Annotated in this window: 18 protein-coding genes; 2 read left to right on the top strand and 16 right to left on the bottom strand. The window is 48.2% G+C overall.

Going from position 1 to position 24,951, the window contains the following annotated elements:
- Positions 1-77: 77 nt before the first annotated feature.
- From B157_RS0118275 to B157_RS0118205, 15 genes are all read right to left on the bottom strand, one after another.
- On the bottom strand, positions 78-3,371 hold the full coding sequence (locus B157_RS0118275; protein WP_020604755.1) for an immunoglobulin domain-containing protein: 3,294 nt from the start codon (positions 3,369-3,371) through the stop codon (positions 78-80).
- Between the two features lie 989 nt (positions 3,372-4,360).
- Positions 4,361-6,235, bottom strand: a complete 1,875-nt coding sequence (locus tag B157_RS0118270; RefSeq protein ID WP_157618492.1) for a hypothetical protein — start codon at positions 6,233-6,235, stop codon at positions 4,361-4,363.
- 5 nt (positions 6,236-6,240) lie between these two features.
- On the bottom strand, positions 6,241-7,155 hold the full coding sequence (locus tag B157_RS0118265) for a hypothetical protein (RefSeq protein WP_020604753.1): 915 nt from the start codon (positions 7,153-7,155) through the stop codon (positions 6,241-6,243).
- Positions 7,152-8,393, bottom strand: coding sequence for an OmpA family protein (locus B157_RS36905; protein WP_020604752.1), 1,242 nt, complete (start codon positions 8,391-8,393; stop codon positions 7,152-7,154). The genes B157_RS0118265 and B157_RS36905 overlap by 4 nt, the downstream gene beginning before the upstream one ends.
- Before the next feature lie 64 nt (positions 8,394-8,457).
- Complete coding sequence (locus tag B157_RS35655; protein ID WP_020604751.1) at positions 8,458-9,618, bottom strand: hypothetical protein; 1,161 nt, start codon at positions 9,616-9,618, stop codon at positions 8,458-8,460.
- Positions 9,619-9,630: 12 nt separating this feature from the next.
- On the bottom strand, positions 9,631-10,380 hold the full coding sequence (locus B157_RS0118250; protein WP_020604750.1) for a hypothetical protein: 750 nt from the start codon (positions 10,378-10,380) through the stop codon (positions 9,631-9,633).
- A gap of 245 nt (positions 10,381-10,625) precedes the next feature.
- Positions 10,626-11,180 (bottom strand): tetratricopeptide repeat protein, encoded by a 555-nt coding sequence (locus B157_RS0118245; RefSeq protein ID WP_020604749.1) that lies wholly within the window; start codon positions 11,178-11,180, stop codon positions 10,626-10,628.
- Between the two features lie 342 nt (positions 11,181-11,522).
- On the bottom strand, positions 11,523-14,423 hold the full coding sequence (locus B157_RS0118240) for a tetratricopeptide repeat protein (protein ID WP_020604748.1): 2,901 nt from the start codon (positions 14,421-14,423) through the stop codon (positions 11,523-11,525).
- Between the two features lie 122 nt (positions 14,424-14,545).
- Entirely contained in the window at positions 14,546-15,787 is a 1,242-nt protein-coding gene (locus tag B157_RS0118235; protein WP_157618491.1) for a hypothetical protein, read from the bottom strand.
- Between the two features lie 122 nt (positions 15,788-15,909).
- Positions 15,910-17,832, bottom strand: coding sequence for a serine/threonine-protein kinase (locus B157_RS0118230; protein ID WP_020604746.1), 1,923 nt, complete (start codon positions 17,830-17,832; stop codon positions 15,910-15,912).
- Positions 17,833-17,868: 36 nt separating this feature from the next.
- Positions 17,869-18,687: a caspase family protein gene (locus B157_RS0118225; protein ID WP_020604745.1), complete on the bottom strand. Its 819-nt coding sequence runs from the start codon at positions 18,685-18,687 to the stop codon at positions 17,869-17,871.
- Positions 18,688-18,705: 18 nt separating this feature from the next.
- Complete coding sequence (locus B157_RS36900) at positions 18,706-20,436, bottom strand: PP2C family protein-serine/threonine phosphatase (protein WP_020604744.1); 1,731 nt, start codon at positions 20,434-20,436, stop codon at positions 18,706-18,708.
- Between the two features lie 45 nt (positions 20,437-20,481).
- Positions 20,482-21,096: an FHA domain-containing protein gene (locus tag B157_RS39805; protein WP_020604743.1), complete on the bottom strand. Its 615-nt coding sequence runs from the start codon at positions 21,094-21,096 to the stop codon at positions 20,482-20,484.
- A gap of 91 nt (positions 21,097-21,187) precedes the next feature.
- Positions 21,188-22,018: a hypothetical protein gene (locus B157_RS0118210; RefSeq protein ID WP_020604742.1), complete on the bottom strand. Its 831-nt coding sequence runs from the start codon at positions 22,016-22,018 to the stop codon at positions 21,188-21,190.
- Positions 22,019-22,071: 53 nt separating this feature from the next.
- Complete coding sequence (locus tag B157_RS0118205; RefSeq protein ID WP_020604741.1) at positions 22,072-22,821, bottom strand: FHA domain-containing protein; 750 nt, start codon at positions 22,819-22,821, stop codon at positions 22,072-22,074.
- 608 nt (positions 22,822-23,429) lie between these two features.
- Here B157_RS0118205 and B157_RS36895 point away from each other — a divergent pair.
- Complete coding sequence (locus B157_RS36895; protein WP_052647009.1) at positions 23,430-24,107, top strand: IS110 family transposase; 678 nt, start codon at positions 23,430-23,432, stop codon at positions 24,105-24,107.
- A 1-nt stretch (position 24,108) separates the two neighbouring features.
- Positions 24,109-24,669, top strand: coding sequence for an IS110 family transposase (locus tag B157_RS36890; protein ID WP_052647007.1), 561 nt, complete (start codon positions 24,109-24,111; stop codon positions 24,667-24,669).
- A 7-nt stretch (positions 24,670-24,676) separates the two neighbouring features.
- Here the strand turns inward: B157_RS36890 and B157_RS39045 are convergent.
- Positions 24,677-24,951: hypothetical protein (locus tag B157_RS39045; RefSeq protein ID WP_020603192.1), on the bottom strand; the 275-nt coding region annotated here is incomplete at its 5' end.

The following is a 24,951-nucleotide window of genomic DNA, read 5'->3' as shown; positions in this document are numbered from 1 at the left end:
TTTACTCAAACCAATACCCGACAAACAGGGTACCATCATTCCTGCGATAGTGCTCGTCCGGTTTGGCCCATCCGATTTTACTGTTTGATAAGTTTGCGGACTGCCAGCGTACCCGACTCACCCGCCAACTGCACATAATACTGCCCCGCCGACCAGTCGCTGACGGGTAAACTCTCCCGTTGCACCACGCCCGATCCTACCCGGCTTGCCTGCCAGACCACACTACCACTCGATGATACAACGCGTAACATTACTCCCTGACGGGATACCACCTGCCACTCTACCTGCAAAGTCGTGGCTGCTGGATTGGGCAGTACCTCCAACGACAAACCTGCCTGTAGTGGTTCGATGTCTGTTACCAAACGCTGCACCGTCAGCGTGTAAGTGGCACCTGCCAGGCTTCCCGCTCCGCATTGGCCCGAGAGGGTCTGTAAGGCAAAACTAGCCGTCGTCTGGCTGTTCACCGGTGTTAGGGTAGCATAGTCTTTTAGATGTACCCATTTTACAAATGGATTCTGGTCCACAGCCACTACGGTGCTTTTCCCATCCCAGAATGTTACATTCCAGGGGCCAGCCCCGCCAAACTGAATCCGAATAGCGGTGCTGTCCTGGCTGTGCAGATTGTCATCATAAACAACCCGGTCATCCCCCGTCAGTTTAGCCGTCGACTGGGGACTGACCGTTACGGTCTGGCCCACCGTTTTACTCTGGCAACCATATGGGTCGGTCTGCGTCACGTACCAGTTCAGCGTTTGCCCCTTATCGGTAGGCACCTTTACCAGTGTCAGGGCATTAGACCGGTTGGTGGCATCGAGTTGAGAGGTGTACCACTTCAGGGTATTCGTCGCCGGACTCGCCGTGGCCGACAGAGATAGAGTTTGTCCGATGCATATCTGGTAAGATGCCTGAGCCGTAGGTACATCCGGTTCTTTTATAATCGTGTAGGCGAAGACACTAGCCGGGCTGATGCAGGAACCCAGTTTCTGAGTGATTGTGTAGGAAAAGACCCTGTCTGCGCCGGTAGGCGGAGTAGGTGCTTTGGTGGTGTCCTGAATGTCGGTGCCTTTCCAGATCAGGCTGGCCGTTGCCCCCGCCACCAGCGTTATGGGGTTGGTGTTCTGGCAGGCCGTCGTTACACTGGGGATAGTGGGAGCCGGGGGCGTATCGGCTACGGTGAGTTTGATAGCCAGTCGGGGCAGTAGACTCTCACAGCCGTTGCCATCCACCTGACTGACGTAGTAGATTTCGGTTTTAACCCGGTCGGGAGTAGCCTGGGGTGGCTGCGTGCTGGCCGTACCGTCTTTTTCACTTTGCCCGTACCAGCGCAGACTGCTACCTGCTGCGGGGGTAGCCGACAGAGGTTTGGCCACATCTTTGACGCACAACAATAGATCAGTACTGGTAGGTTTGTCCGGGGCTTTGTTAATGGTTTGAGGAATAACGGTAGGGGTACTAATGCAGCCATTGACGGTTTGAGCCACAGCCACTGTATAAGTCCCCGGCTGGGCGGTGGCACTGCTGGTAGGTGGCTGGGGGGCACCGCTCAATTGATCAGACCAGTACCAGGTTAACGTGCCGCCCGTATCGGGGGTGGCCAAGAAGGTACCCACGGGTTGAACCTGATTCGAGGTCTGGCAAACGGGGCCACTCACAATGCCTTTAGGTGCAGCCGGGATAGGATAGACCGTTAGGGTAAGAGTGGCTCGTGGGCTTTCGCAGTTGCCCGCATTGGTTTGGGTGACATAATATACTTTGGGTCCGATAACACCCACATCGGGCTTGGGTGTCGTTGTTGATCCCGTGCCTCCTGTATTGGCATCGTACCATTTCAGCCGCTCACCACTGACCAGGCTGTCCAGTGTAAAGCTGGGCGGGCGATTGTTGCACAGCCCCCGCGACTGTACCGAAGGAGTAACCGGAGTGGCAAGAATGGAAATATTCACGTCAACGGGTTTACTGGGGCACCCCTTCTTATCCGCCTGCGTTTGGGTTAGTTGGTAGGTAAAAACTTTAACCTCGGTGGTCACTGGTACGGTGGTAGCGGGTATCTCGGAACCTGACAGGTACCATTTAGGACCCTGAGTCTGGGTGCGGGCACTGAGAGGCTCGGCGGGGTAGCCTACGCAGTAGAAGCCCGGCGTAAAGTCAGGTTTGTCGGAAGCTGGGTTGAACGTCTGGGCAACGGTGGCCTTATCGCTGGTACAGCCATTGACGGTTTGGGTGACTTTATAGTTGATCGGATTAGTGCCATCGGTGTTGGGCACTGGTGTGCTGATGGATTTATCATCGCTGGAGTACCACTGTAGGCTGGAGCCACTCACTCCCGTAGCGACCAGGGCGACTGACTGGCCAAACTGGCAGAGAGTTGCCGGGGCATTGACGGTAGGCAGGCTTGGCTTTGGTTTGATGTTGACCGTAATGACAGACTGATCACTCAAACAGCCATTGGTATTCTGGGCCACCCTGTAAGTTTGGGGGCTGGTGTTATCGGTGTTGATGGCGGGGGCGGTGGACCCGATGGATGATCCGGTACTGGTATACCAGGTTGGGTTCTGGGCGTTGATAGTCAGGGTCTGATTGCCGGTCAGTTGGCAGAAATCGACGGTGGCATTGCCCGGCGCAGGGGATTTTGCTTTAATAAGGACTTCAATCTTTACCCGTTCACTCTCGCAACCATTAGCCGACTGGGAGACGTAATAGGTATAGGGGCTGGGCGGTACTGAGGTAGGCTGAGCAGGGGCACCGGGCAAGACTTTGTACTGATAGTCATACCAGTTGATGGTACCAGATCCGGAAGCCGATAGCTGAATCGCAGCATCGTTTTGGCAAGCTTCAGGCTTCGTGTTAGCAACGGCAGGTTGGGGAGGGGCAGCGATGAATTTTTGCGTGATTGTAGCTTTATCGCTGGTACAGCCATTGACAGTTTGGGTAACTTTATAACTTATGGGACCTGTGCCATCGGTGTTGGGCAACACGGGAGCACCAATGGGCTTATCATCACTGGAAAACCATTGTAAGTTGTCGCCACCGGCTGTGAGGGCGATAGGCTGACTGTTCTGGCATAGTGCTCTGGGATCACTCACCGAGGGTGGGCCTGGTTTGGGCTTATTACTGACGGTGATGGTGGAGGTTTTGGCCGGACAACTCACATCTTTAGGCGTTACACTCACGGTATAGGAGCCAGCGTTGAATGCCTGAACGGTCTGGTCGGCACCGGCACTTTGGCCATCGCGTGTCCAGGTATAGCCAAAGTTTCCTGTTGCCCCCGGACTGGCGGTTAAATTGATAGTTTCCTCGGGACATTTGCTTGGATTGACAGGATTTATGGAAGGACTAAAACTATAGATACTGACAGCGATGCTTTTTGTCACAGCAGGGCAGACGTTATATCCATTTGCTGTTCTTTGTATAACGGCATTGTATGTTTTAGTGGCAGGGGTGCTAACAGTGGGTCCACCATCAGGCCACGATACACTCACATTCGAACTAGGTAGGTTATTTACGCTTAAGGTAATGGGTTGAACATCACATAAGGGCATCCCTTTACTGGCTGACAAACTCATTGTTGACGGTAAGGGAGCACCTACCCTAATCGTTGTTGATGAATTTCCTCCTGCAGAACGTAATTCAATCGTGAGGTTCTGGTTATCCACATCAGGGATAGCGTATGAAACTGAAGGTGAAGAATCATAACTAAAATAGCTATCTGAAACTATAGTTGCTATCTGTACACCTCCTGCCCAAACTGCAGCATTTGATGGGTAATCTCCAAAGACAAAAATGGATATATTGCTGGTATTACATACTACATTATTTGTCGCTCCGGAAATAGTAAAATAAGGCTTTGTTCCTTGAAATGTTAAAGAAACAGTAGTGCTTTTTGTACCAGATGCGTACCCAGATGCTGACAGGGTAAAAGTACAATTCATGGTGGTTCCACTAAAACTAATACCTGATATGGAAGGAGTAAAATAAGTTTTCCTCGATTCAACATCATTTATACAGTAACTATAAAAAGACGCTCGCGAAAAGGTGGCAGTACTTCCAGATATGGTTCCTGACTGATTGTACGTGTAAACGTTACCGCTCGAAAATCTACAGGTGAATATTAGGCTAACGGTAGTCCTGCTTGTGATCTCAATTTGAATATTTGTAATACTAACATTTTCTGCAACGCAAAGAGGGCTTTCTGCTACGGTAAGCGTAAGCCCAGCCGCATTTGATCCTTTATAGGTTGCCTGACATTGATTACTTTTTAGCAGAAATAATACAGTAATAATAGTTGCTAGAGCAACAAATCGGAATGTAAAAAGTCTGTTCATGGGTATTTGATCGGTATGGTGTGGATAATTTTAGCTAGCTATTTCTTATTACTCATAATGGTAGTTGGCGGGCTGGTAATACGCCGGGGAAGAACAGGAGCAGGAATCGTTTTGCTCTTTACCTTTCCAACTTTCATCAGTGAACGTATGCCATTGACAACCAGCCCCAAACTGATGCACCCTCCCGCGTAAACTCCATAGGTAGCCGGTTTCCCATAACTGCTCATGGACAAAGGCGTGACGGCAGCACCCGCCGGTTGGCGCGTAACGGCCAGCCAGTTTGTGTACTCTACGTTCAGTTTGTCCATTTTAGCGGTATAAGCGTCGAAATCGGTCTTGATGGTGGAGTAGGCTACGTAACTACCTGCCAGTCCGGCAACACCGGCCGCAATTTGTAACCATCCCTGCATACGATAGCGGGCTTTCTCTTTTCTGGCATCGGCATCCAGCGCATTAGCCAGCACTGGCCCCAGCGTTTTCGATTCGGGTACGGTAATGAGTGGTTTCTCTTTCTTTATTTCCGGTTTGGGAGTGAGTTCACCACCAGCAAGCTGGACGGAGTCTTTTCTGTTGACAGCCATAAGACCCGGAATGGTTGAGGGTAACCCTATCGGTTTTGATGTTTTCAACCTCTGTACCTGACTGGTGGCAACCCGCGGAACAGAATCGGGCTGAGTAACAGGCACTGATTTGGCGGGCTTCACGGCGATAGTAGCCGCCGGTAGTTTATTGACCGCTACGTCTCCCTGAACGGAATCGGGCCGGGCAGCAGTAGCGGGTTTGGCTGGCTTCACGGTAATAGTGGCCACAGGTGTTTTTTCGACGCGCCGGGTGGTATCCGTTTGCACTTTAGGTTTGGGTAAATCTGGTTTCTTAACCGCCACTTCCCGGATTGTATCGGGACGGGTGGCAGGTCTTTTTACCGCTATCGGTACAGCAGGACTAGCCACCGTGTCGGGCCTGGCTGGTTTTTTAGCAATAGGATTGACCCGGTCAAACCACTTTGCCGTTATTTCTTTCTGAAAAATAAACCGGTCACTATTGTCTTTAAATTCAATGGTGCGCGTCTTGTCATATTCGTATACCTGCCCATCGGCCCGTACTTTACGCTGGTAAAAACCCGTTGGAACATCTGACGCTTCAGATTTTAGTACCTCTATCCATTTAGCATCGAATTTTAACGTGATAAGCTGCTGACCTGCCGACTGACGGAAAGGTATTTCGGGGCTGTTTATGCTCAGGTTGGCTGGAATGTCAGGTCTGCCTGTTGCGAGCGGTTGCATTCCCTCGCCAGGTTGCACAAAGCCTAGACGAGTGATGTAGAGTTTCCATTCAAACTTCCCTTTTCCCTTTTCTACACTCATTTCAACTACTCGTGCATGGGGTAGATAAGGTTGCGGAGTGGTGTTTTCTTTACCGGTATATTTCCCTTTGAAAGTAGATTTGAAAAAGACTTTAATGAACGTAGCGTTACCCGCCTGTTGGGTAGCCTGCGGAGTCAGTTCCGAGAAAATGATTGTTGCCTGACTGTCCTGACTGCCCCGTTTAGAGTAGTAGAGAAATAGCCGGTTTAAGTAGGTATCGACGTGCAAATCGTCCGTTTTATCCGCTGATGTATGTGTAGGATTAATATCATCTTCAATGATTGAACTGACGTTATCGAAATAGCGGTTAGGCCCCGTGTAGCTATTGAAAATCATGGAATCGGCGGTAATGCCATCTACGTCTTCATCACTTAAACTGTTTAGTAACGCATTAAGTCGTTTGACGGCTTTAAGTGCCTCCGCATTGATATTCTGCCGGTCTTTTTCGGTTAGCTGCAATTGCGGAGATTGTGCCCATGCAGAGCCTACTATCCCTGTTAAGGATATAAATAGCCAGGCTAATAAGAGTCTTGTAGTCGTTTTAGTCATGGCTGTTACTCGTTAGAACAGTTGGCGTAGGTATAGCGAACCCTAACCCCATCACTACGGCCATAGCCGAGCGAATACCCGTCGCTATTATACTGGTGCTGGTAGGTTAGATTTTTTGAAAGAGGGGGTTCTGTACCTGCATTTGGTTTATAGAACCGTGTACTGACGGTACGCAGGTTATTTAGTTGAATAGATTCACCCAAAGCATCCAGTCCGGGTCCGGGCTGACCACTTTGGGCAGTACCCGGGAAACCCCGGGCCAACAGCCACCCAGCCCCATAGTGTTTTTGCCCATCGTACGTGTACGTAACCAGTGTGCGTCCACCAGCCGCGTAGAGGTACTCCGCCTGCGTTACCTGCCCGTTTACGTACGTGTAATTAATTACGTTACCCTGCGAATCAGTCGTTTTCGTTATTTTTCCATCGCTTATGTCCACCTTAGCCGTCTCCGGATTCAGGGTAAGACCGGTCAGTATGCCATTTGTAAATGAGTACGTTCGGGTTACTCCTCCTTCGGTGCTCACGTAGGTTTTCAGATTGTCCCCTTCGTAGGTGTATACATACTTATACGCCCCGCCACTTATTTGATTAATCCGCCAGGGTGTGCGTAGTGAATCGTACTGGTAGGCCAGCGTAACATTGTCTATCTGTTGGCTCCTGATGTACAGGCCACTCGTATCAAACGTAAAAACACGTTTAATGGACCTGTCAACACTTTCAATGGTACGGTTGCCCAACCGGTCATACTGGTAGTTATACGTATGCTGACTGGTCGAGTCGATGGTATCTATCTGAGAAATTCGGCAGCCAGGTGGCAGCAGGCTGTTCGGTAGCGAGGGTTCTTGGTAACATCCATTCATCCCAATAGCTACTGCCAGTAGAAACAGCTTGTAGTTTCGATACGGTACACAGTGAATCATGGTGTCTTTCTGGGTATGAATTTTATCGTCACTCGCCGGTTTTTGGCTTTATTCTCTTCTGTATCACTCGGTGCAACCATCAATTGGCTTCCCAGCCCAATCATCTCTATGCGATCGTCGGTTACGCCACGATTCCTGAGAAAGCTGGATACCACCTTAGCCCTGTATTCCGATAAGTTCAGATTCAATCGCTCATTGCCCTCTTTATCGGTATGGCCGGTAATGATTATAGCCAGTTCTGGATGCTGGACCAGGTAAGCAGCCACCTGAGTCAGCAAGGCCTGCGAATCCTGTAGCAGCGTATAGCTGGCCTGTTCAAAGCGCAGTGCCGAATCAGGGCGGCTCATTAAAGTAGCCCCGTCAGCTACCGGCTGAGCCAATTCGGAGGTGGCAGTATTCAGACCGGGTTGAATAACAATGGGCCGTTGCTCGCGCAATTCCCGTTGTTTGTTGGTAATCAATAACGTATACCGCTGGGGCAACAGATCATACGCCACCAGGGTATTGGCCAGGCCAGGAACGGACTGAAGACCTATCACTTTCCCGGCATCATTCTCCGAACGCAATTCGCAGTTACCGACCGATGGACCGATCTGTAGAGACAGGATCGTTAGGGTTCGGGAGAGCCGGATATCGTGCCGTAACTGCCGACTGTCGCCCTGCTCCACTACCTGATTTCCGCCGTAGTTTTGATAACCGGGTGAGGTTACATCGATGGCGACGATATCCTTTTCCGTAAAATCAATACGTACCTGCCCTGATCTGTTCGTTTCCATACATCGTTTCAGCTCGGTTTTCGTAAACGTAAAGCACATTTCTGCGGGCAGCAATTGCCCCGTTAGTGCATCCGTGATAACGAACGTGTTACGCTGCGGCCGAATGCTGGACTGTTTACTGTTTTTCTGGACGAAATGCGTTTGTTCGGACTGGAAATAAGGTCGGTCAAGCCCTCGTTTGTCAACTGCAATCAACGGAATAATAACGCCTACTGATTTGTTTGGCCGGGATGCCAACTGATTCAGCAACAGCGTTTGGGTACGATACCCCGCTTTTTCGATGATGAGTGCCGTAGCTGTGCAACTTATATCAATGGTAAACTGCCCGGTTGGCGCAGCACTAACACCCAGACTGGAACGCCCCTGCTGTGTTTCAACATAAAAATTAGCCATCAGTGGGAGGTGGCTGGCATAGTCCTGTACCACGCCCGTCAGCCGCAGACAGGGAATGCCTGTACACATAGAATGACTCCCCAATAAGCTAAGCGCTATGCAGCAGACCTGTTTTATCCAGTTGCTCATCACATTAATTCTCAACGTTTATTTTGATGTTCCCCAGCAAAATGTGCCATCTGGTTGATGCCTTACCGTCAATTGTCTTATCGTAGGAAGACAACCTCACCCGTACGTTCTTTCTGGTCACATCCGAGTAAACTGTTCTCCCGTTGGCTCCCTGCGCCGTAAATCGTTGCTCTCCCGCAATAGTACCTTCGTAGAGACCATCGGCGGTGGGGGTCAGATTTTCGACAAAGTTTACCTCGTACCACTCGACGGTTGTTTTTCGGTACGGCAGTACCCTAAGTCGGTTAAGGTAATTTTTCAGGCTAACAGGGCGGGGATTCGGGTTCTTCACGGAGTTTACCTCAATGGTAGCTCCATCGGCAAACAGCTTCAGGGCATCATTGATAGCTCTGTCTTTCTCGTCGTTGCTTCGGTTCCTGTCAGTTACCGTATTAACAGCCACAATAAAGTCGTCTAAACGATGGAGAGAACTCTCCTGATACTTCTCTTTTTCGTCGTCCGTCAGGACCAGTAAATTCCCTTTATTTTCGGCTACCGTCGCTATCGAATCGACTATTGGAGGAGCCGGGTCTGGATTCGGTTTGACAATGGGTTTACCCCCATTTTCCAGGTCAGGCCGAACTTCGGCCAGGAGTGGGGCCACTTCGCCGGGGGATTTAAGCAACTTATGCCGGCCATCTCTGTATAAAATAGCGAGTAGCTCATTTTTATTGATGGAAGCCGAATTACCTTCCGGTGTTTTGTAATTGACTATGTTATTGTTATCGACCACAATACGGGCCGCTTTAACAGACAGGGGATTTGCAATAATCAGGTAGTCATTTCCATCAGACCGGAGCGGGGCAGCCAGGAAAGCTTTCACCTGTCGCCTGGCCGAATCCAGGTCGGTCGATAATTCATTGATGATCAGAAAATTACCCTGCTGACTGAAAGCCATCAATACATTCGACCGGGTGAAGCCGCTTACTTTACCTTTATCATCCTTTAGCAATACTTTATCGGCCGTTACATCCGTAATTCGTACATCAAAAGCGGCATCACCGGTAAATAGATAAACAATATCCTTCGGGGTATCCAGAACCTGGGCCTTTATGGAGTTTATCGACAAACAGTACCCAACGGTAAATACCACTGGAACGAAGAGCGTATATAGTCGTCTTTTCATAGCGTTGGATGGTTAACGGATAGCGTCAACTAGCTGCCGGGTAGCACTTGTCATGAATTTTTCGAGTTCGGCCTGGCTGGCAATTTCATAAGGGCCAAGCTGGGTATGCTTAACGAGGGGCAACAGTTTGCCCCCTTTATACAGATACTCACAACCCGTAGCGCAAGGGGTGTAGTTGAATACGTAGTTACCTACCATCTGATTGGTTTTGACCTGAACGAGCCTGAATTCGATAGACGCGCCCAGGCGTCGAAACTTGTTTTCCAGGCCAATCGTCTTCTCTTTTCCTTTCTTACTTATCTGGTAGCATTCGTTCGCTGTGTACGGTACCTGCCGGTCCATGTTGACCCATTCCAAAATCAGGTCTGTGTTTGTCAGGTCATTTAGCCTAGAGTAATCGACATTACTAGCCTTGCTCATTACCTCATTGAAGAGTTTCCGATCAATAACATTCAAGTTTTCGAATAGCTGCTTTTCAACGACGTTGTACAGCATTCTGTCATCATATACGACTTCATGCTGTGAGCCGGTTAGTTTTCTGGAATCGCTCTGGTACTTGTTGTTAGTAGCCGGGCTTCTTAACACAACCCTTTGTGCATCTGGTACGCGAAGTACTATTTTGGGCGATTTGTTGACCAGCATAAGCAAGGCTAATGACTCTTTTGAGGTTATTTCAGCCTCTTTTTGCTTAAACCGAACCATCACCTTTTTACTGCAACTGCCCAGAGCCAGTAAAAGAAAGAGGTAAAAAAAAGTACGCATACCAAAAGAAAGATTAATGGAAAACATGATTAGATAATGAGATAAAGTTAACGCAGGGCACATGCAACATTACGCTTTGACATACAGCCGTTTACCTACTCAAAATCGAGTAACTTTATGATAAATCAGTCGGCTGTTTTCAGGAATTCCTGTCTTAAGAAATCACCCTGTTTGTTCCTACAGAGCCCCATAAACTCGTAGAATCCTAAACGGATGGTTTGAAACGAAACCCAATACAGCAACCGCTATTGATGAGGATTTCCTGAACCTATGGGTAATGCCCCCGCTGATTTAGTGGTCCTGAAATCGGGAGACGATTTTGGTACAGCAGCGGGCATGCTAACAACAGCCTTCCTGGGTGGGGGTGTAATGGGTTTGGCTGAAGAACGGCGGGTTGGAGCCGGCCGTCTGATGGTTGGGTTTATGGGAGGACCAGCTACCTCAAGGTTGTTGCCCTCCAGTTCAACCTGATGCATCAACTGCTGATAGCTTGCTGTAGGTGCATCATCGCGCAGTTGTAGTTTTTTTAATTCTTCACGAAACCGTTTCCGATTGGACAGGCTGGTCAACTGGTTAATTCGCTGGTCAATCTCGCTGGTTAGCCCTGTTTTCACTAACTGCTGCATCCGCAGCCACTCATCGAGACTTTCAATTTTTTTGTCAATGCTTTTACCAGCTTCCGTCGTGGCATTGGCTTGAGCCTGTCGATAGGCGGAGATGGCCTTCCGGTAATCTTTAAGGTTTTCATAGCCCTGAGCCTGCTTATAATAAGCCTGATACCTTCGTTCATCCTGTGCCATCGCTAGCGAGCAGGTCAGTAATAACCCACTTCCCAAAAGCACTATGAATCGCGCTGGCAATTTCATGGTTGTAAAATCAAGTGTGGACATAAGTAAAAGTATACCTGCCTGCATCGGCAGAAGGATACTTCTTCAATCGAAAAACTCATTCGTTCCCAATTGAGCAATTCGGAATTTGTTTTATCTGTATGTTACACAGACAAGCGCAAAATGCTGAATAATAAATGATTAACAAAAAACTTCATTCAGTATCAGCCAGAATAACCAGGTCTTTTTATTTAAAGGAAAATCTACTGACCCGTACTACAAAGGTAGGCTCAGTAACTACCCTTGTAGTACGGGTTATTTCCCGTATTTATCCAATAGTTTCTTAAACTCTTTGTTTTTACGAAAATCTTTACGGGCTATGTTTAGCAGTTTATCTTTATTGATATCAGTGGGTGTGAGGATTTTTTCCTGAAAAGCCCGGTCAAACCAAACAAGGGCTTCTGCTTCGTTATCTTTTTGTAAACTGGCACAGGCTGTAGCATAAGCCGCCCAGGCCGAAAAGGGAGACTTCTGAAGGCATTTGGCCAGATAAGGTGTCCCCTCATCGGGCTGGCCTGCGTATAGATAAGCCAAACCGATATTTAACCAGCAGTCGTAACTACACACAGCCGTATCTTTTTCCAGAGCAGGCTGTTTTAAATCGCCCAGTGCTTCTGTATACTGACCATTTAACCGATAGGTTACGCCACGACGCAGCAACACACGGGGGTACAGTTGCTGGGCAGAATCCAGGCGAACTACATTCGAATAGGTTGCGATGGCCGACGCAAGATCTCCGCCTTTTTCCTGTGCCATAGCTTTGTCCAAATAGCGGGCTGCCACGGCTGGATTACGATCGATGGCGCGTTGATAATCATCTATAGCCCGGTCAAACTTGCGAAGTTCCTCGTAAGCTGCTCCCCGGGCTGTGTATCCTTCTGCAAACGTTTCATCAAATTTCAGTGCAGTAGAATAGTCGTCAACGGCTTTATCGAATTGTTCCGTGGCAAACTCCACACGACCCAGCCGGTAATAGGCATCCCGAAAGAAGGCGGGCGTATAGTTTTTTTCGATTTTCTTCTGTACTTGTTTGATACTAAGCAGGGGTGGAATCGCTTCTTTGTATCGCTTCAATTCAATCAGCGCAGTTCCTTCGCCGAGCATAGCCGGATAGTTGGCAGGGTTCAGTGTAGAAGCGCGCCGGTAATCAGCAATTGCTTTATCGTACTGAGCCAAAGCCATGTATGCCACAGCTCTACGGTCGTAGGCGGGCCCTTCATTGGGAGCGTAGGTGATGGAAGCTGTCAGGTCCCGGATAGCCTCTTCGTACGAATTTTCGTTCAGGTAAGCCAGGCCGCGTTCGTACAAGGCGTTGGGTAGTTCAGCCCGTACGGACAAGGCGTTACTAAGCTGCAAAACAGCTTCTGAATAATTTTTTGCTTCGTTTGCCTGTCGCCCCAATAAATACAGACTGTTAATCACAGAATCAATCCGTACTGTGTACTCAGCGGGAACCTTGCGCGTGGTAGCTTCCTGAAAATCGGTACCTGTCTGGGTATATTTTTTCTGCTGGGCATAAATCAGCCCGCGCCAGAAATAGGCCTCCGGTATGGCAGGGGCCATTCTTATTGATTCGCCAAAATCAACGATAGCCATCGAATCCAGATGCGTTCGATAGCGCAACAGGCCCCGGTCGTAGAAGTAGGTAGCCTGTTTTACAACAGCTGCCTGTTTTCCGGGTGGAACCAGTCTTGGTATCTGCTCTTCATTGATCTTTATTGCCTGGGAGAAATCTTCATCCGCATTCGCCAGGTTGTTCGTACCTATTCGCAGGTGAGCACGCTGCCCGAATACAACGTCATTTTTAGGATCGATAATCAGGTAAGCCGACAGGTCGGTAATTGCTTTTGGTAAATTTCCCTGCTTACGATACAGATCAGCACGAACCAGTAGGGCATCCAGGTTAGCATAATCAAGTTCGAGCGATGTGTTTAAGTCTTTCAGGGCATCTTTGTCTTCATTGAGTTTTAGATAACACTTGGCCCTGCCCAGATACCAGTCTGAATTCGTTTTATCCTTCTTGATAACTTTATTATACTCATCAAGGAGTTTCTTATACTGTCCGGCTGCAAACTGTTCGTCATATTCCGTCTTTTGGTTTGATTTTAACGTCAGTTCCTTAATAACTGTCTGGAGTGCCGTTGAGTCAGGTCGTTTGTCAAGTACCTGATGGAAATAGCCAAGGGCTTCGGCATAATTCCGTTTTTTTCGGGCTATTTCGCCCTTCTCACGCGCATCACGAATCAACTCACTTTCGGCAATCCGGGTTGCGTTTATTAGCCGGTTCGTTTGGGCAAGTTTACGGGCGGGTATTATATCGCCATATTCATTCTGAACATTTCGTTTTTCGGCATCGCCATAGATCCGCAGGGCATCGGCATACCGCCGGGCATTCAGGGCCTGGTCTCCCTGGGTAATCAAATCCTCGTAGTCTTTCCGTAGTTTTTCTTCTTCCTGTCGCTCTTTCTGACGTTGTGCAGCTATTAGATCCTCCTCTTCCTGCCTGCGCCGAATAGATGCACTATCGGTAGGGGCTTCCGGTGCCTCCAAAGCCACATCGTTCAGGGTGGAGGTAGCTGAATCTCCCGGGGCCAAGAATCCAACGTGTGCTATAAAACCGTTCCATTTCTTACCAACCCGCTCGGCCCGTACCTCTGCTACGCGGGTGACAGGCCGATAGGCGACCGTCGACTGGGCATTTTTCCCTTTGAATAACTGGGTATAATACACTTTCAGGTAGACATAGTTCCGCTCTTTAGTGTTGGAGATAATTATATCGGAGAAGGTGATTGTTTGGTCGGGAGCTTTGGAGTAGAAAAGATCCAGATTCGCGAAATACTTTTCTACTTTCAAATCAACCGCCTGATCAATAGGCTTGTCAGGCTGAATATCATTTTCAATGATTACATCTGGATTGTAAAACAGGCGGGCCTTTTTTTCCGTATCGTAGCTCCTAGCAATAATCTCTTTTCGCTCCGATTCACTCAGGTCCTCGAACGTTACCGTGTTCAGCAAATCGCTGAAGTTGGTAACTTTCCGTTTAGCCAGAAGCTTGAGGTCTTCGTTATCGCGTGGTGTAATTCCCTGCGCTACCACCACGCCGGTATGTATAAAACTTATTCCTGCCAGTGCAAATGCGTATAAAATTCTTTTCATAATAAGGTTTTTATTGGGTTGTCAGAGTAGTTAAGTAAACGTTATTTTCCAGTTTCAGGCCTTATCTGTCAAATCAAATAACTCACACCATCCGGCCACGGCAATCTATTCGTGCCGGATCACTATTTGACAACCAGCCCAATATTTCCCAGCAGCACAGCCCATTTAAGCTGCGTATTACCATTTTTAGAATTACGATAGGCTTCTAGTTTGACCTGAACACTTTTTTCCGTTACGTCCGTATACAGCACATCTTTCCCATTTTCAGCGTATCCCGTAAATGTCTGTTGTCCGGTAATCAGGCCGTAATAGTTTCCATCGGCAGCCTGCTTCAATTCACTGACGTACTGAATTTCGGTCCATTCAATCGTTGTCGATGAATAGGGCAGCATTTTCAGGCGAGTCAGGTAATCCCTGATTTTATATTTTCGTACTCCCGGCCGATTGGCTGATGACACGTCGATGGTTGCCTCCGACATGAAAAGCCGGGTAGCCTGATCAATTGCTTTGTCTTTTTCGTCATCCTCCAGTTCTTTGTTGGCGATAACATTCAGGTAAGCAACAAACTCATCAACCCGGCTTAACGCGCTCGACCGGTACTGCTGGTATTGAGTATCGGACAGTTTGGGTTTGGCAATGGTCATTGCTTTTGCCTCTGTGGCAGTTGATGGAGCGGGTGTAGCCGGAGTTGGTTCGGGAGTGGGCGAGCTGGCTGGCAAAGGCGTTTTAGCCGGTACCTTTTTAGCCACTTTCACTCCTTTTACGGGCGGTTTAACCATTTTTTTAGCCGTAGTTGTGGGAGGAGTGGCCACCACAGGGGCAGGCGTAGCCAGACGGGTCAACTCAGCGCGGGTACTATTCAGAGCGGATACTACTTCGGCAGGGGACTTAAGCAATTGGTGCCGACCATCGCGGTAAAAAATAATAGCCAGTTCGCGCTTGTTAATGGATACAGCTGCTCCACCAGGTGACTGATAATTGACAACATCATCACTTTCGTAGCGAATTGTGCCGGGCAATACCGTTGGGGGCGTTGCTTTCACCAGCAAATCGTAGGCCGGATGCACAGCTGTTCCTTTCTGGAAAGCATCAATTTCCTGTTGTGCTTTGGCAGGATCAGTATCCAGCGAATTTATAATCAGGTAGCGGCCATCGTCCGTAAAAGCCAGCAACACATTTTCCCGACGTAGACTGTAGTAGGCTGGTTGTCCGTTTCGGAGGACGGCAATTTTTACTTTTTCGCCTTCAGCACCGATTAACTTTCCCGCAGATCGGTTTCCGTTTGCCAGGTAAATAGTTTCCTGCGCCCGTAAACTCCCTATAGCGAACCACGAGAGTATGCCTAAAAACACTATTTTTTTCATCTTAATCATTTACTGATGCGGCTAGGTGAAGGGTAATGGGTTTTCCTGGATTGACTATCTGTAGATGTACCCGTTGACACGGTATGGCAATACCACTGAAATAGCTCAATGAGTACTGCTGTCTAATAAGATGCGCGTAATTGTCTTAATGCCTGTTCTGCATCCTCGTTCCCATGCTGGGCAGCCTGTTTATACCATTGGATTGCTTTGTTGGTGCTTTGCTCAGTACCCTGCCCAAATTGATACATGGTCCCCAGATAATACTCTGCCAGTGGCAGTTGCTGATTGGCCGCCCGCCTGTACCATTTCACGGCTTCCATTTTATTCTGCTCAACGCCTTCTCCGTTATCATACAAAGTCCCTAAATTGACCTGACCTTCGGCATTGCCCTGATTGGCCGATGCCTGATACCATTTCAGGGCCAGCTTAAAATTCTGGGGAACACCCAGCCCATTATTATACACGTATCCAAGATTTTTCTGCCCTTCGGCATTGCCCTGAGCAGCTGAAGCCTGAAACAACCGTAACGCCTTTTCATGATCCTGCTCAACGCCCAAACTATTCTGATACATGTAGCCTAAAGCACTTTGGCCGTACGAATTTCCCAGACCAGCCGCTTTCTGATACCATATAGCAGCCCGCTTGTAATCCTTGGGCTTACCATTTTCTCCATTAAAGTACTGCAAACCAACCTCATAACAGGAGTCTGCGGTAAGAAGAGTAGCCATTGTAGAATCGGATGCCGATGATATTTCCCAGGATTTTGCTCCTAATACAGGGTCAACTGGTTTTTGCCGTGGCCACCAGAGTATAGCCCCAATAACAATGCAGACTCCCATGATTGCAGCGACTAGCCAAACCGGCTTTTTTCTGGTATTCCCAATTGGCGCAGCGTGATGGACCGGGCGGAAAGACCCATCGGGTGTTATACTAACAGCCTCATTCATCCGGGCACTATCTCCCCCGGTAAAACCACCCGCCAGTTCTACTTCCTGCATCCGCGTGGCTGATTCGGTCATCAGTGCCTCTTCTTCAACATCGTTGTTCTCAACAGGTCTGAACGTTTCCGGCACCAGAGGAATGTAAAGCGGCAAACTTTCGATTGCTTCATCAGTAAATATTACGGCATCGGGCAGGGAATTCTGTGAGGTGGTTTGTGCTGAATTTAGGGTAGCCAGTAACGCATTACGCATGTCGAGGCATCGTTGGTAGCGTTGAGTGGGATCTTTGGCTGTGGCCAGTGCTACAACACCATCGAGCCGCTGTAGAAACGCCTGCTGCCCACTATTGTTAGTAGCGTGCAGTTCTACCAGCGAGGGGAGCGGTTCATTCCGGATGCTGTTTTGTACCTGAATGACGGCATCGAAGTTTGTTACCTGCGGGTAGGGAGAACGACCTGCAAACAATTCCCATAAATTAACGCCCAGCGCATAAATATCACTTCGCCAGTCTACACCAGCCGGATTAACGATCTGTTCGGGACTCATGTAAGCAACCGAGCCCATTTGCAGTTTGGGATCGGTAAGCGTACTCTCAAAAGTCGATATTCGGGAAATACCAAAATCAAGAATCTTGGGGTTGCCATCAGGTTCGATAATGATATTGCTGGGTTTGATATCCCTGTGAATTACCCCTTGTTCCTGACGGGAGCCAATCTCAATAACAACATGGTGCGCGTAATCAAAAGCATCCAATAATTTAGCAAACATCTCTACTGCCACCTGAGGCTGCTGATAGGTATGAGGATTATTTCGCAGGTGTTCGGCCAGCGTTTTTCCCTCAACGAACTCCATCACAAAAGCATCACGGTCAGGGTCCAGGCCAAGGATTCGAACAATTCGGGGATGGGTCAACATCTCCAGGATTTCGGCTTCCCGAATGAACCGGCGTCGGATGTTGTCGTCATCCCGAAGTTGTTCGAGCAGAAACTTTACCGCCACCCGTTCCCGCTTACCCCAAACGCGCCGGGCTTCGTAGACCACCCCCATTCCTCCCGCTTTAATTTTGCGGGTTATTTCGTAGTCAAAAAGTTTAATGCCAATCATAGTGATTTTACGTGTTCTGTTGTGGATACTGGCTCGTTACGGCGTAAGTGATGCAAAGGCAAGGGTGTCGCTGAAACGGCCAAAAACTTTCGGCGTCTGACCATCCCCTACTTCAGCTTTCACTTTGCGCCAAATGTACCGGTGTAATTCTTTGATGGTCACAATGCCATCGTGCGGGTCATTGTCGGCAGCCCCGCGGGCACCCTCAACTAAGTAATGGGTAAAAGCTCCTCCTTTTAGCCGACTGCTTTCCTGCGATACTTCGTTGGAACTGGATGAAAGAATAACCACTACACTGCTGTTCGCATTAGCCTGAGCAATGTTTGTAGTATCATTGGCAGAGACCGAATCATGGTTATTGAGCGCATGAGGATACAGGCGTTTGGTCATGCTACCCGATTTACAGGCGTCGGCTATTAAAAACTTTATGTGGGCTGCCGACTTACGGAAGGCGGCTTTAACAACGGCATGTTGTAATACCAAATCAGGCCCTGACATGTACGCATCGTAGGGCAAAAATAACCCTTCGTCGCCATGACCTGAAAAGAAAAAGATAATCCGGTCGTTGGCCCTGGCACGCTGAAAAATGGTCATTGCTTGTAAAATATTGACCCGACTCGCATGTCGATCAATCAGCAGGCGAATATTTGTTGGCGGAACCCGCCCGCCCGCCTGACTCTTCAACAGTTCACAGAAGTTACGGGCATCATCGCCCGAGTAGTGTAAATCACCTTTATTCGGTAAGCCAAGCTTATAATCTGACACACCTACCACCACCGCAAAGGTCTGTTGGGGCAGGCTTTCGCTCAATTGGCTGATCAGACTACAGGCGACGAAGAGGAGTGAAAAAAGCATAGTGGCTCCGGGAGTAATTTATTGACTGACTTCTTTTTTAGTTTGCCGTACCCCCGAACCATCAATGCTAAACATATTGCCATACGCATCCTCCACATTGGCGGTACACGTTTTTTCATCGAATACACCGGCTTTTTTGTATATACCCAGTTTCAGCTTTTCGTACCCGGCTAAATTCAGGTATATCCAGGAACCGTTCTTCTGTACCGGTACGAACCCACATCTTTTACTAACCTTCCCCCTTTTCTCGTAAATCCCACCCTGCTGACTAATATACACGCGATCCTTTTGCGCTTTTATTTCAGCGGGTATCAACCCATATTCAAATTCATTGATGTAAATCTTCTGAAACTGGGGCGAGAATATTTCTTTACCCGCTATCCACCGAAGCCCCCGCTGTCCGTTTGACGCTTTGGTAACTTCCAGGTTCAAGTGTTTCTTTGTCGCAATAACTTCAACCCCATCTCCATTTATGCCTGATTGCACCGTCAATTCGGTCTCCACCATTTCATCTTCCGTATCAGATAAGGTATTGTCTCCGGGTACTTTTGGTTGAGTATTACGCTGCTTTTGCTGATCACTGGCAGCAATATCTGGCAGGCTGTTGATGGCTTTTTTAGGGGCAGAAGCAAGCAGATTCGTTTCCTCCTGAATCGTATCTCCATATCGATACCAGAGGGCAAAACACCCTCCGCCAAGCAATAATATGACCAGTGACCAGGTTAACCAAAATTTAGTACCCGACGGCTCCCTGACAACGGGTTTAGCCGCAAAGGCAGGTTGAGTATTAGCCGTAGCAACTCTTTCGACAGGAGCGGATACCGGCTCCCGGTGCGTAGTGGGAGCGGGGTCATTTTGCTCGGTCAGACTGGCATAAGCAGGCAGCGATTCGGGGCGGGGCACGGGCACTCCAATGAGCGTAACGGCATCATCGTCATCATCGGTATAAGGGCGTGAATAAGCCGGCAATTGTACGCGTGCAGAAGCCGCTGCCTTTCCCGTAATACTGGCTACCTGAATTAGATAGGCCGTAAAGTTATCGCGAGTCTGGCCCTGGCAACAAGCCAGCAGCGTGCTCATTTTTTCATCATTTGAATCAGCACTTCCGAGTGTTTTTTCAAGGAGTTCATCACTGATTCGTTCCAGAATACCATCCGTACACATGAACAGATAATCGCCTGGTTCCAAATCATTGAGTAGTTGTATCTCGGCCTGTGCCCGTTTATCACCACTTTGAATGGCACGGGTAATAATATTTCTCTGTGGATGCCTGCGGGCTTCGTCGGGGCTGAGAACGCCCGCCTTCACCAATTCATTTACGTAAGAGTGATCGTCTGTCCGCCACACAATAATTCCCTTTCTAATCAGATAAACCCGGCTGTCGCCCAAATGAGCTACGGTGATTCCCCCATCGTGCCGATACACCAGGGTCAGTGTAGTGCCCATACTCTCGGCCTGCGGGTTATCAGCTACGTACGCATCAAATCGATCCTGCACGAAAGCCAGTGCTTCCTGAATATAGGTTTCAGTAACAGTGGCAACGGAATTACTCCGAAAATACTGATCAAACTCAATAGCCGTCAACTGACTCGCAACTTCGCCCCGTTCAGCACCACCGACGCCATCACAAACCATAAACCACCGTTGCTGAGCGGTTGTAACTTTGGGGTCAGGAAACAGCGTATCCTCATTGTTACTGCGGCTACCAAGCTGCGAAAATCCTAAGGGTTGAGCGATATTAACTTCCATCGGGATAGGGTAGATAAATTTAATGGTATGGTGTGGTCGCCTTACCTAGGGCGTTTTAAATCCAATGACAGTTCGTCCATAGTCCATATCCTCAACTTGTCGATACGCTTTTTGTATTGATTGAGAAAGCTGAAGCGTTTTCAGAACCAGTTTGGTGACACCGATCTGGATAATGTCACCGTCACTTAAATAAAGGCAATCGAATTCTGACAGGCGTTGCTCCTGCCCGTTCAGATAGGTACCGTTCGTACTAAATTTCCAGCGCCCATCGTCACGTGCGGCTCCATCCTGCAAGAGATATTCAATGGTACCCAGTATACCGATTCTTACCGTGAGCGTACAATGGGGGCGACTCATAAACTCATCATTTGTAATGATCATATGGGTAGAAGGCGACAGATTCGACTGCCGACCTATCGTATTAGCCCCCATCATCAGCACAAATGTTTGCGTAGCCGTTTGTTCATCTTTTATAATCAGCCACCCTAGCTCAGTTGGTAACCTGTTCTGGATTTGCGTAGGTGCTTCCTCTTCAGGAATTGGATTAAGAAAGCCACAGGCCGGGCACTTGGCTTCTTTTAGTTTATGGGGATTCTGAACCAGAAGCGGAGAGCGACATTTAGGATTACCACAAACAATCCGCAGTTTTGGAACACTCATAACCTGGGCACATACAGACTTAACCAACGAAGGATGAAACAGGGGTAAACAGGCATAACCAATCAGGGTTGACTATGCCTGTTTGGTTGTGCTACGTAAAATCACTTACATCGGCATGATTGTCATAATCGTGCAGTGGATCATGAAGATCATGTATTGATATATCATGGTCATCGAGTGTGGCTACCGGATCGGTAACAGTGTCCGCCATATGCACATGGTGCAGGTCGTGGTCTGAGTCGAGCGACACGCTGGCATCTTCGTCACTCTCGATTGACACAGACGGTTCGTGGCTGGATTCTGATGGTGCGTCGTGGTCCAGCGTTACCGAAGGAAAATGATCGGGATCTGTAGCCGCTATTGCTGTACCCGAATCATGATGCCCATGCCCCGTATTTATAAGATTGTTGGAGGCCAGAAACGCATTGCGTTCGTCGGGTGTCAGATTAGCCTCTTCTTCTCTGGTGTACGTATTATAAGTCTGACCTTCATACTGAAAGGTATGCCCGCCCCCTCCCATAGCTAGGCGCGCTTCATGAAATGCTTTATCAAAGCCCGTCAAACCAGCGAACGGGTCGACGGGCTGCGTTGGTATGGCAACGGGCGGAGAGGTAATGGGTATTGCACTGGCCAGACTGCTCTTTGAATTATCGGAGCCATCGCCGGTACCATCGCCTTCATCGGTATCGTCTCCATCAGCCAGGTCACGGTTCTCATTATCTTCGAGCATGCTGAGACCATAAGCTGCTGCACCCAGGGCTGCTGTACCGACACCAGCGGCAATGATTGCCTTTTTCTGATCGTTGTTTAACGATTTGTCGGGCGTTTCAGCATCCATAGATTGCTGATTGGGTTGATTTTGCTGGTTTGATTGAAACTGCGTGGCCCCTTCATACGGGTCGTAGGCATCGTTGTTAGTCATGATAAATTGATTTAGGTATGCGAAGAGAAGCTTTACTATAATTCCTGTTGATCTTAATCGGTCCATTTGGCTTTGCACTCACGGCATTGCCTGCGTCGTAATAAATCAACATAGGGGATATTTCCCAGAAATGTACCGCATGATGGACATACGTAGTCCCGTTTGAACTCTTTATCGAGTGCGAGTAGTTTTTTAGTGGGGTTGAACAGTTCAACTGCTACTATCTGACCCGCTACAGCCCCAACAATACCAATAATAGCCCCTTCTCTACCAAAGGCTAGTCCAGCAAGAGGAACCAAGCCCAAAATGGCTCGTAACCACCCCTGCTTCTTAGGCCCATTGATCTGAATAGATTCGCGGGTTTCGCAATACATTTCCTGTAAATTGGCCAGTCGGCGGAATTTATCCCGAACATCCAGTGGATCGGCCTGGGGAGTAGGCGATTGGGGATAAGAAGCAACTGGCTCTGCTACAGGTTGCCGCATTGAGGGACGTGCTGGCTTCTGACTATACGCTTTAGGCTCGGAAGCAACAGCTGCCGTTGTGAATTTAAGATTAAATATACTCTTTGGATCTATTGGCTCGCTTTGCCCAAATACAATCTGACTTTTGGGGTTGATAATCGTACTGGATATTCGCCGACCATTTACGTAGGTGCCGTAAGTAGATTTACTGTCTTCAAGCATCACCTCCTCATCAGTGACAAAGGTTACACGGGCGTGCAGGCGACTTACTCCCGGCTGATCAACGACAAGATCGTTGTCTATTGAACGGCCTATTGTGAAGCTTACCGGATTGTTCATGTTGGTATGTATAGAACTTTCGTTAAATCAAGCAGATACAGTATCCGTTGGATTTAATTTGGGTCACGCAAAATGCGGATTTTTTTTATAAAATAAAATAATGCAAGTCTTCCAGGCTGGGATAATATTAATTCTTTTTTAAGAGGTTGTATTTCTCGAATGTAAAAAATAAGCCCGTGAAATGACTGTGCTTGCTTATGGCTGTTATTGGCCCGGTAATCAAATTGGTAAAAAATTGACTACTGGGCCGTTGTATACTCTGGTAAGAAAATTTTAGTAAAAATCATATGTTACTATTTTTTTTGTAATTTTTTACCTGTCTTGTCCTGAAATCGAATGATTGTGCGGGTACCATCGAATACCCATGACAACAGGAGCAGGGATACTTGTGTCTTTTAGTCAACTTGGCAGGGCTTCAGCCATAAGCCCATCAACCTATGAATGGTACGTGTCAGTCCTTGCTGAAATCTGGGCTGGAATGGATAATGCCTCTCCAAGAGGTACTTGTTGAATTCACTGGTGATCTCCTTCGAGAATCCCGTATAGAAAAATCCTGATTCACCCATCCATTCCCTGAAGTCATTTAACCTCTATATTCGTCAACTCGTATGGGAAAGCAAACTGCAACGCTTCCAGTTGTCAATGCTCATGCCGCTGGCATTGATATCGGCTCCCGAGAGCATTGGGTAGCCGTCGATCAGGATAAGGAAAACGTAAAATCGTTTGGTGTTTACACCCAGGACCATCAGTATCTAATTGACTATTTGCGGCAGTATGGCATTACTTCGGTCGCCATGGAAAGCACGGGTAGTTACTGGCAAACCCTGTTCAATGCGCTCCAGCAAGCAGGCTTTGACGTGCTATTAGTAGGCGGTAGTCAGACTAAAAATGTGCAAGGCCGAAAAACGGATGTCATCGATTGTCTATGGATTCAACGGCTTCACTCCCTAGGGTTGTTGTCGGGTAGTTTTTTGTTGAGCGATACGCTCCAGGAACTTCGAACTTACTACTATCATCGTCAGCACATCATCGAACAGCAGGCTACCTATATCCACAAAATGCAGAAAGCGCTTCGATTGATGAATATTCGTCTGGATGTAGCCATTCGCGACATCACGGGTAAATCCGGACTGGTTATCATTGAAGCGATTCTGGCTGGCAACCGCGATCCGCATGAATTAGCCTCTCTGGTAGACATTCGTATGAAAAAATCCAAAGAGGAAATCGCCCAATCCCTTCCGGGGTGGTGGCGAGCGGAACAATTGTCGCTTCGGCGATCCGATTGAATTGCAGGCGTCCCTGGATTTTTATAAGCTCTACCAGAAAGCGCTGCTGGATTGTGATAAGGTCATCGAAGAGGCCCTACGTCGCAGTGTGCCTGCGGAGTGCGTTTCGAAACCAGTCGAAAAAATACCATCAGAAAACAAAAAGAAGAGCAGTAAGAATATGCCCGCGTTCAACGTCTCCCAGATTGCGCTGAGTTATTTTCAAACCGATCTGTTTGCCATCTCTGGCATTAGTCATAGTACAGTGCTTTGTCTGATGACCACTTTGGGCAAGGATATCCATAAGTTTGCCTCAGCCAAAAGCTTTGCTAGTTGGCTGCGGTTAGTGCCCAACAATAAAATCAGCGGTGGACGTATCCTTAGTCATCGTACACCCTCAGGTAAGTCCTATATCGCTTCTGCCCTGCGTCAAGCTGCGAACTCCATTGGCAATCAAAAAGATCATGAGCTAAGTCCTTTTTTCAAACGTATTGCCTATAAGAAAGGGCGCGTGGCGGCCATCACAGCCACCGCTCGCAAGCTGGCGGTGATTATCTGGCACATGCTAACTAACAATGGTTAGTCAATATTTAGGCGGCTATACAGCCGAAGTGATAAAGTTGACGCACTCTAGGATCATTTTTCTCCAGTTTAGTGCCTTTGGGTAAGATAGAAAAAAAACGATCTAGTAGTAAACGATTGTGGTAGAGCGTCTTAATAGTGGCCATCGAGAAGGGTTGTTGACCAACGCCCTGCTCAACTTTAGCCACGTTAACCGCGCTCAGGGCTGCATTAAAATGGTAATCAAGTTTGTTGACCGAACGAGCCTGACAATCAGAAAGACCCGTAAACTGCTTGGCATCTC

The sequence above is a fragment of the Spirosoma spitsbergense DSM 19989 genome, from assembly GCF_000374085.1.
Lineage (GTDB): Bacteria > Bacteroidota > Bacteroidia > Cytophagales > Spirosomataceae > Spirosoma > Spirosoma spitsbergense.
Note: the sequence above shows the minus strand (reverse complement) of the source record. Positions and strands in the feature narration are given on the sequence as shown.

Bases quoted from the DNA above. Each gene is read 5' to 3' on its own strand.
- B157_RS39805 (WP_020604743.1), bottom strand. From the start codon at position 21,096: ATGAGTGTTCCAAAACTGCGGATTGTTTGTGGTAATCCTAAATGTCGC.
- B157_RS0118225 (WP_020604745.1), bottom strand. From the start codon at position 18,687: ATGCTTTTTTCACTCCTCTTCGTCGCCTGTAGTCTGATCAGCCAATTG.
- B157_RS0118265 (WP_020604753.1), bottom strand. From the start codon at position 7,155: ATGATTCACTGTGTACCGTATCGAAACTACAAGCTGTTTCTACTGGCA.
- B157_RS36895 (WP_052647009.1), top strand. From the start codon at position 23,430: ATGGGAAAGCAAACTGCAACGCTTCCAGTTGTCAATGCTCATGCCGCT.
- B157_RS36900 (WP_020604744.1), bottom strand. From the start codon at position 20,436: ATGGAAGTTAATATCGCTCAACCCTTAGGATTTTCGCAGCTTGGTAGC.
- B157_RS0118235 (WP_157618491.1), bottom strand. From the start codon at position 15,787: ATGAAAAAAATAGTGTTTTTAGGCATACTCTCGTGGTTCGCTATAGGG.
- B157_RS0118210 (WP_020604742.1), bottom strand. From the start codon at position 22,018: ATGACTAACAACGATGCCTACGACCCGTATGAAGGGGCCACGCAGTTT.
- B157_RS0118240 (WP_020604748.1), bottom strand. From the start codon at position 14,423: ATGAAAAGAATTTTATACGCATTTGCACTGGCAGGAATAAGTTTTATA.
- B157_RS0118245 (WP_020604749.1), bottom strand. From the start codon at position 11,180: ATGGCACAGGATGAACGAAGGTATCAGGCTTATTATAAGCAGGCTCAG.
- B157_RS0118205 (WP_020604741.1), bottom strand. From the start codon at position 22,821: ATGAACAATCCGGTAAGCTTCACAATAGGCCGTTCAATAGACAACGAT.
- B157_RS35655 (WP_020604751.1), bottom strand. From the start codon at position 9,618: ATGAAAAGACGACTATATACGCTCTTCGTTCCAGTGGTATTTACCGTT.
- B157_RS36905 (WP_020604752.1), bottom strand. From the start codon at position 8,393: ATGTGTACAGGCATTCCCTGTCTGCGGCTGACGGGCGTGGTACAGGAC.
- B157_RS0118270 (WP_157618492.1), bottom strand. From the start codon at position 6,235: ATGACTAAAACGACTACAAGACTCTTATTAGCCTGGCTATTTATATCC.
- B157_RS0118250 (WP_020604750.1), bottom strand. From the start codon at position 10,380: ATGCGTACTTTTTTTTACCTCTTTCTTTTACTGGCTCTGGGCAGTTGC.
- B157_RS0118230 (WP_020604746.1), bottom strand. From the start codon at position 17,832: ATGATTGGCATTAAACTTTTTGACTACGAAATAACCCGCAAAATTAAA.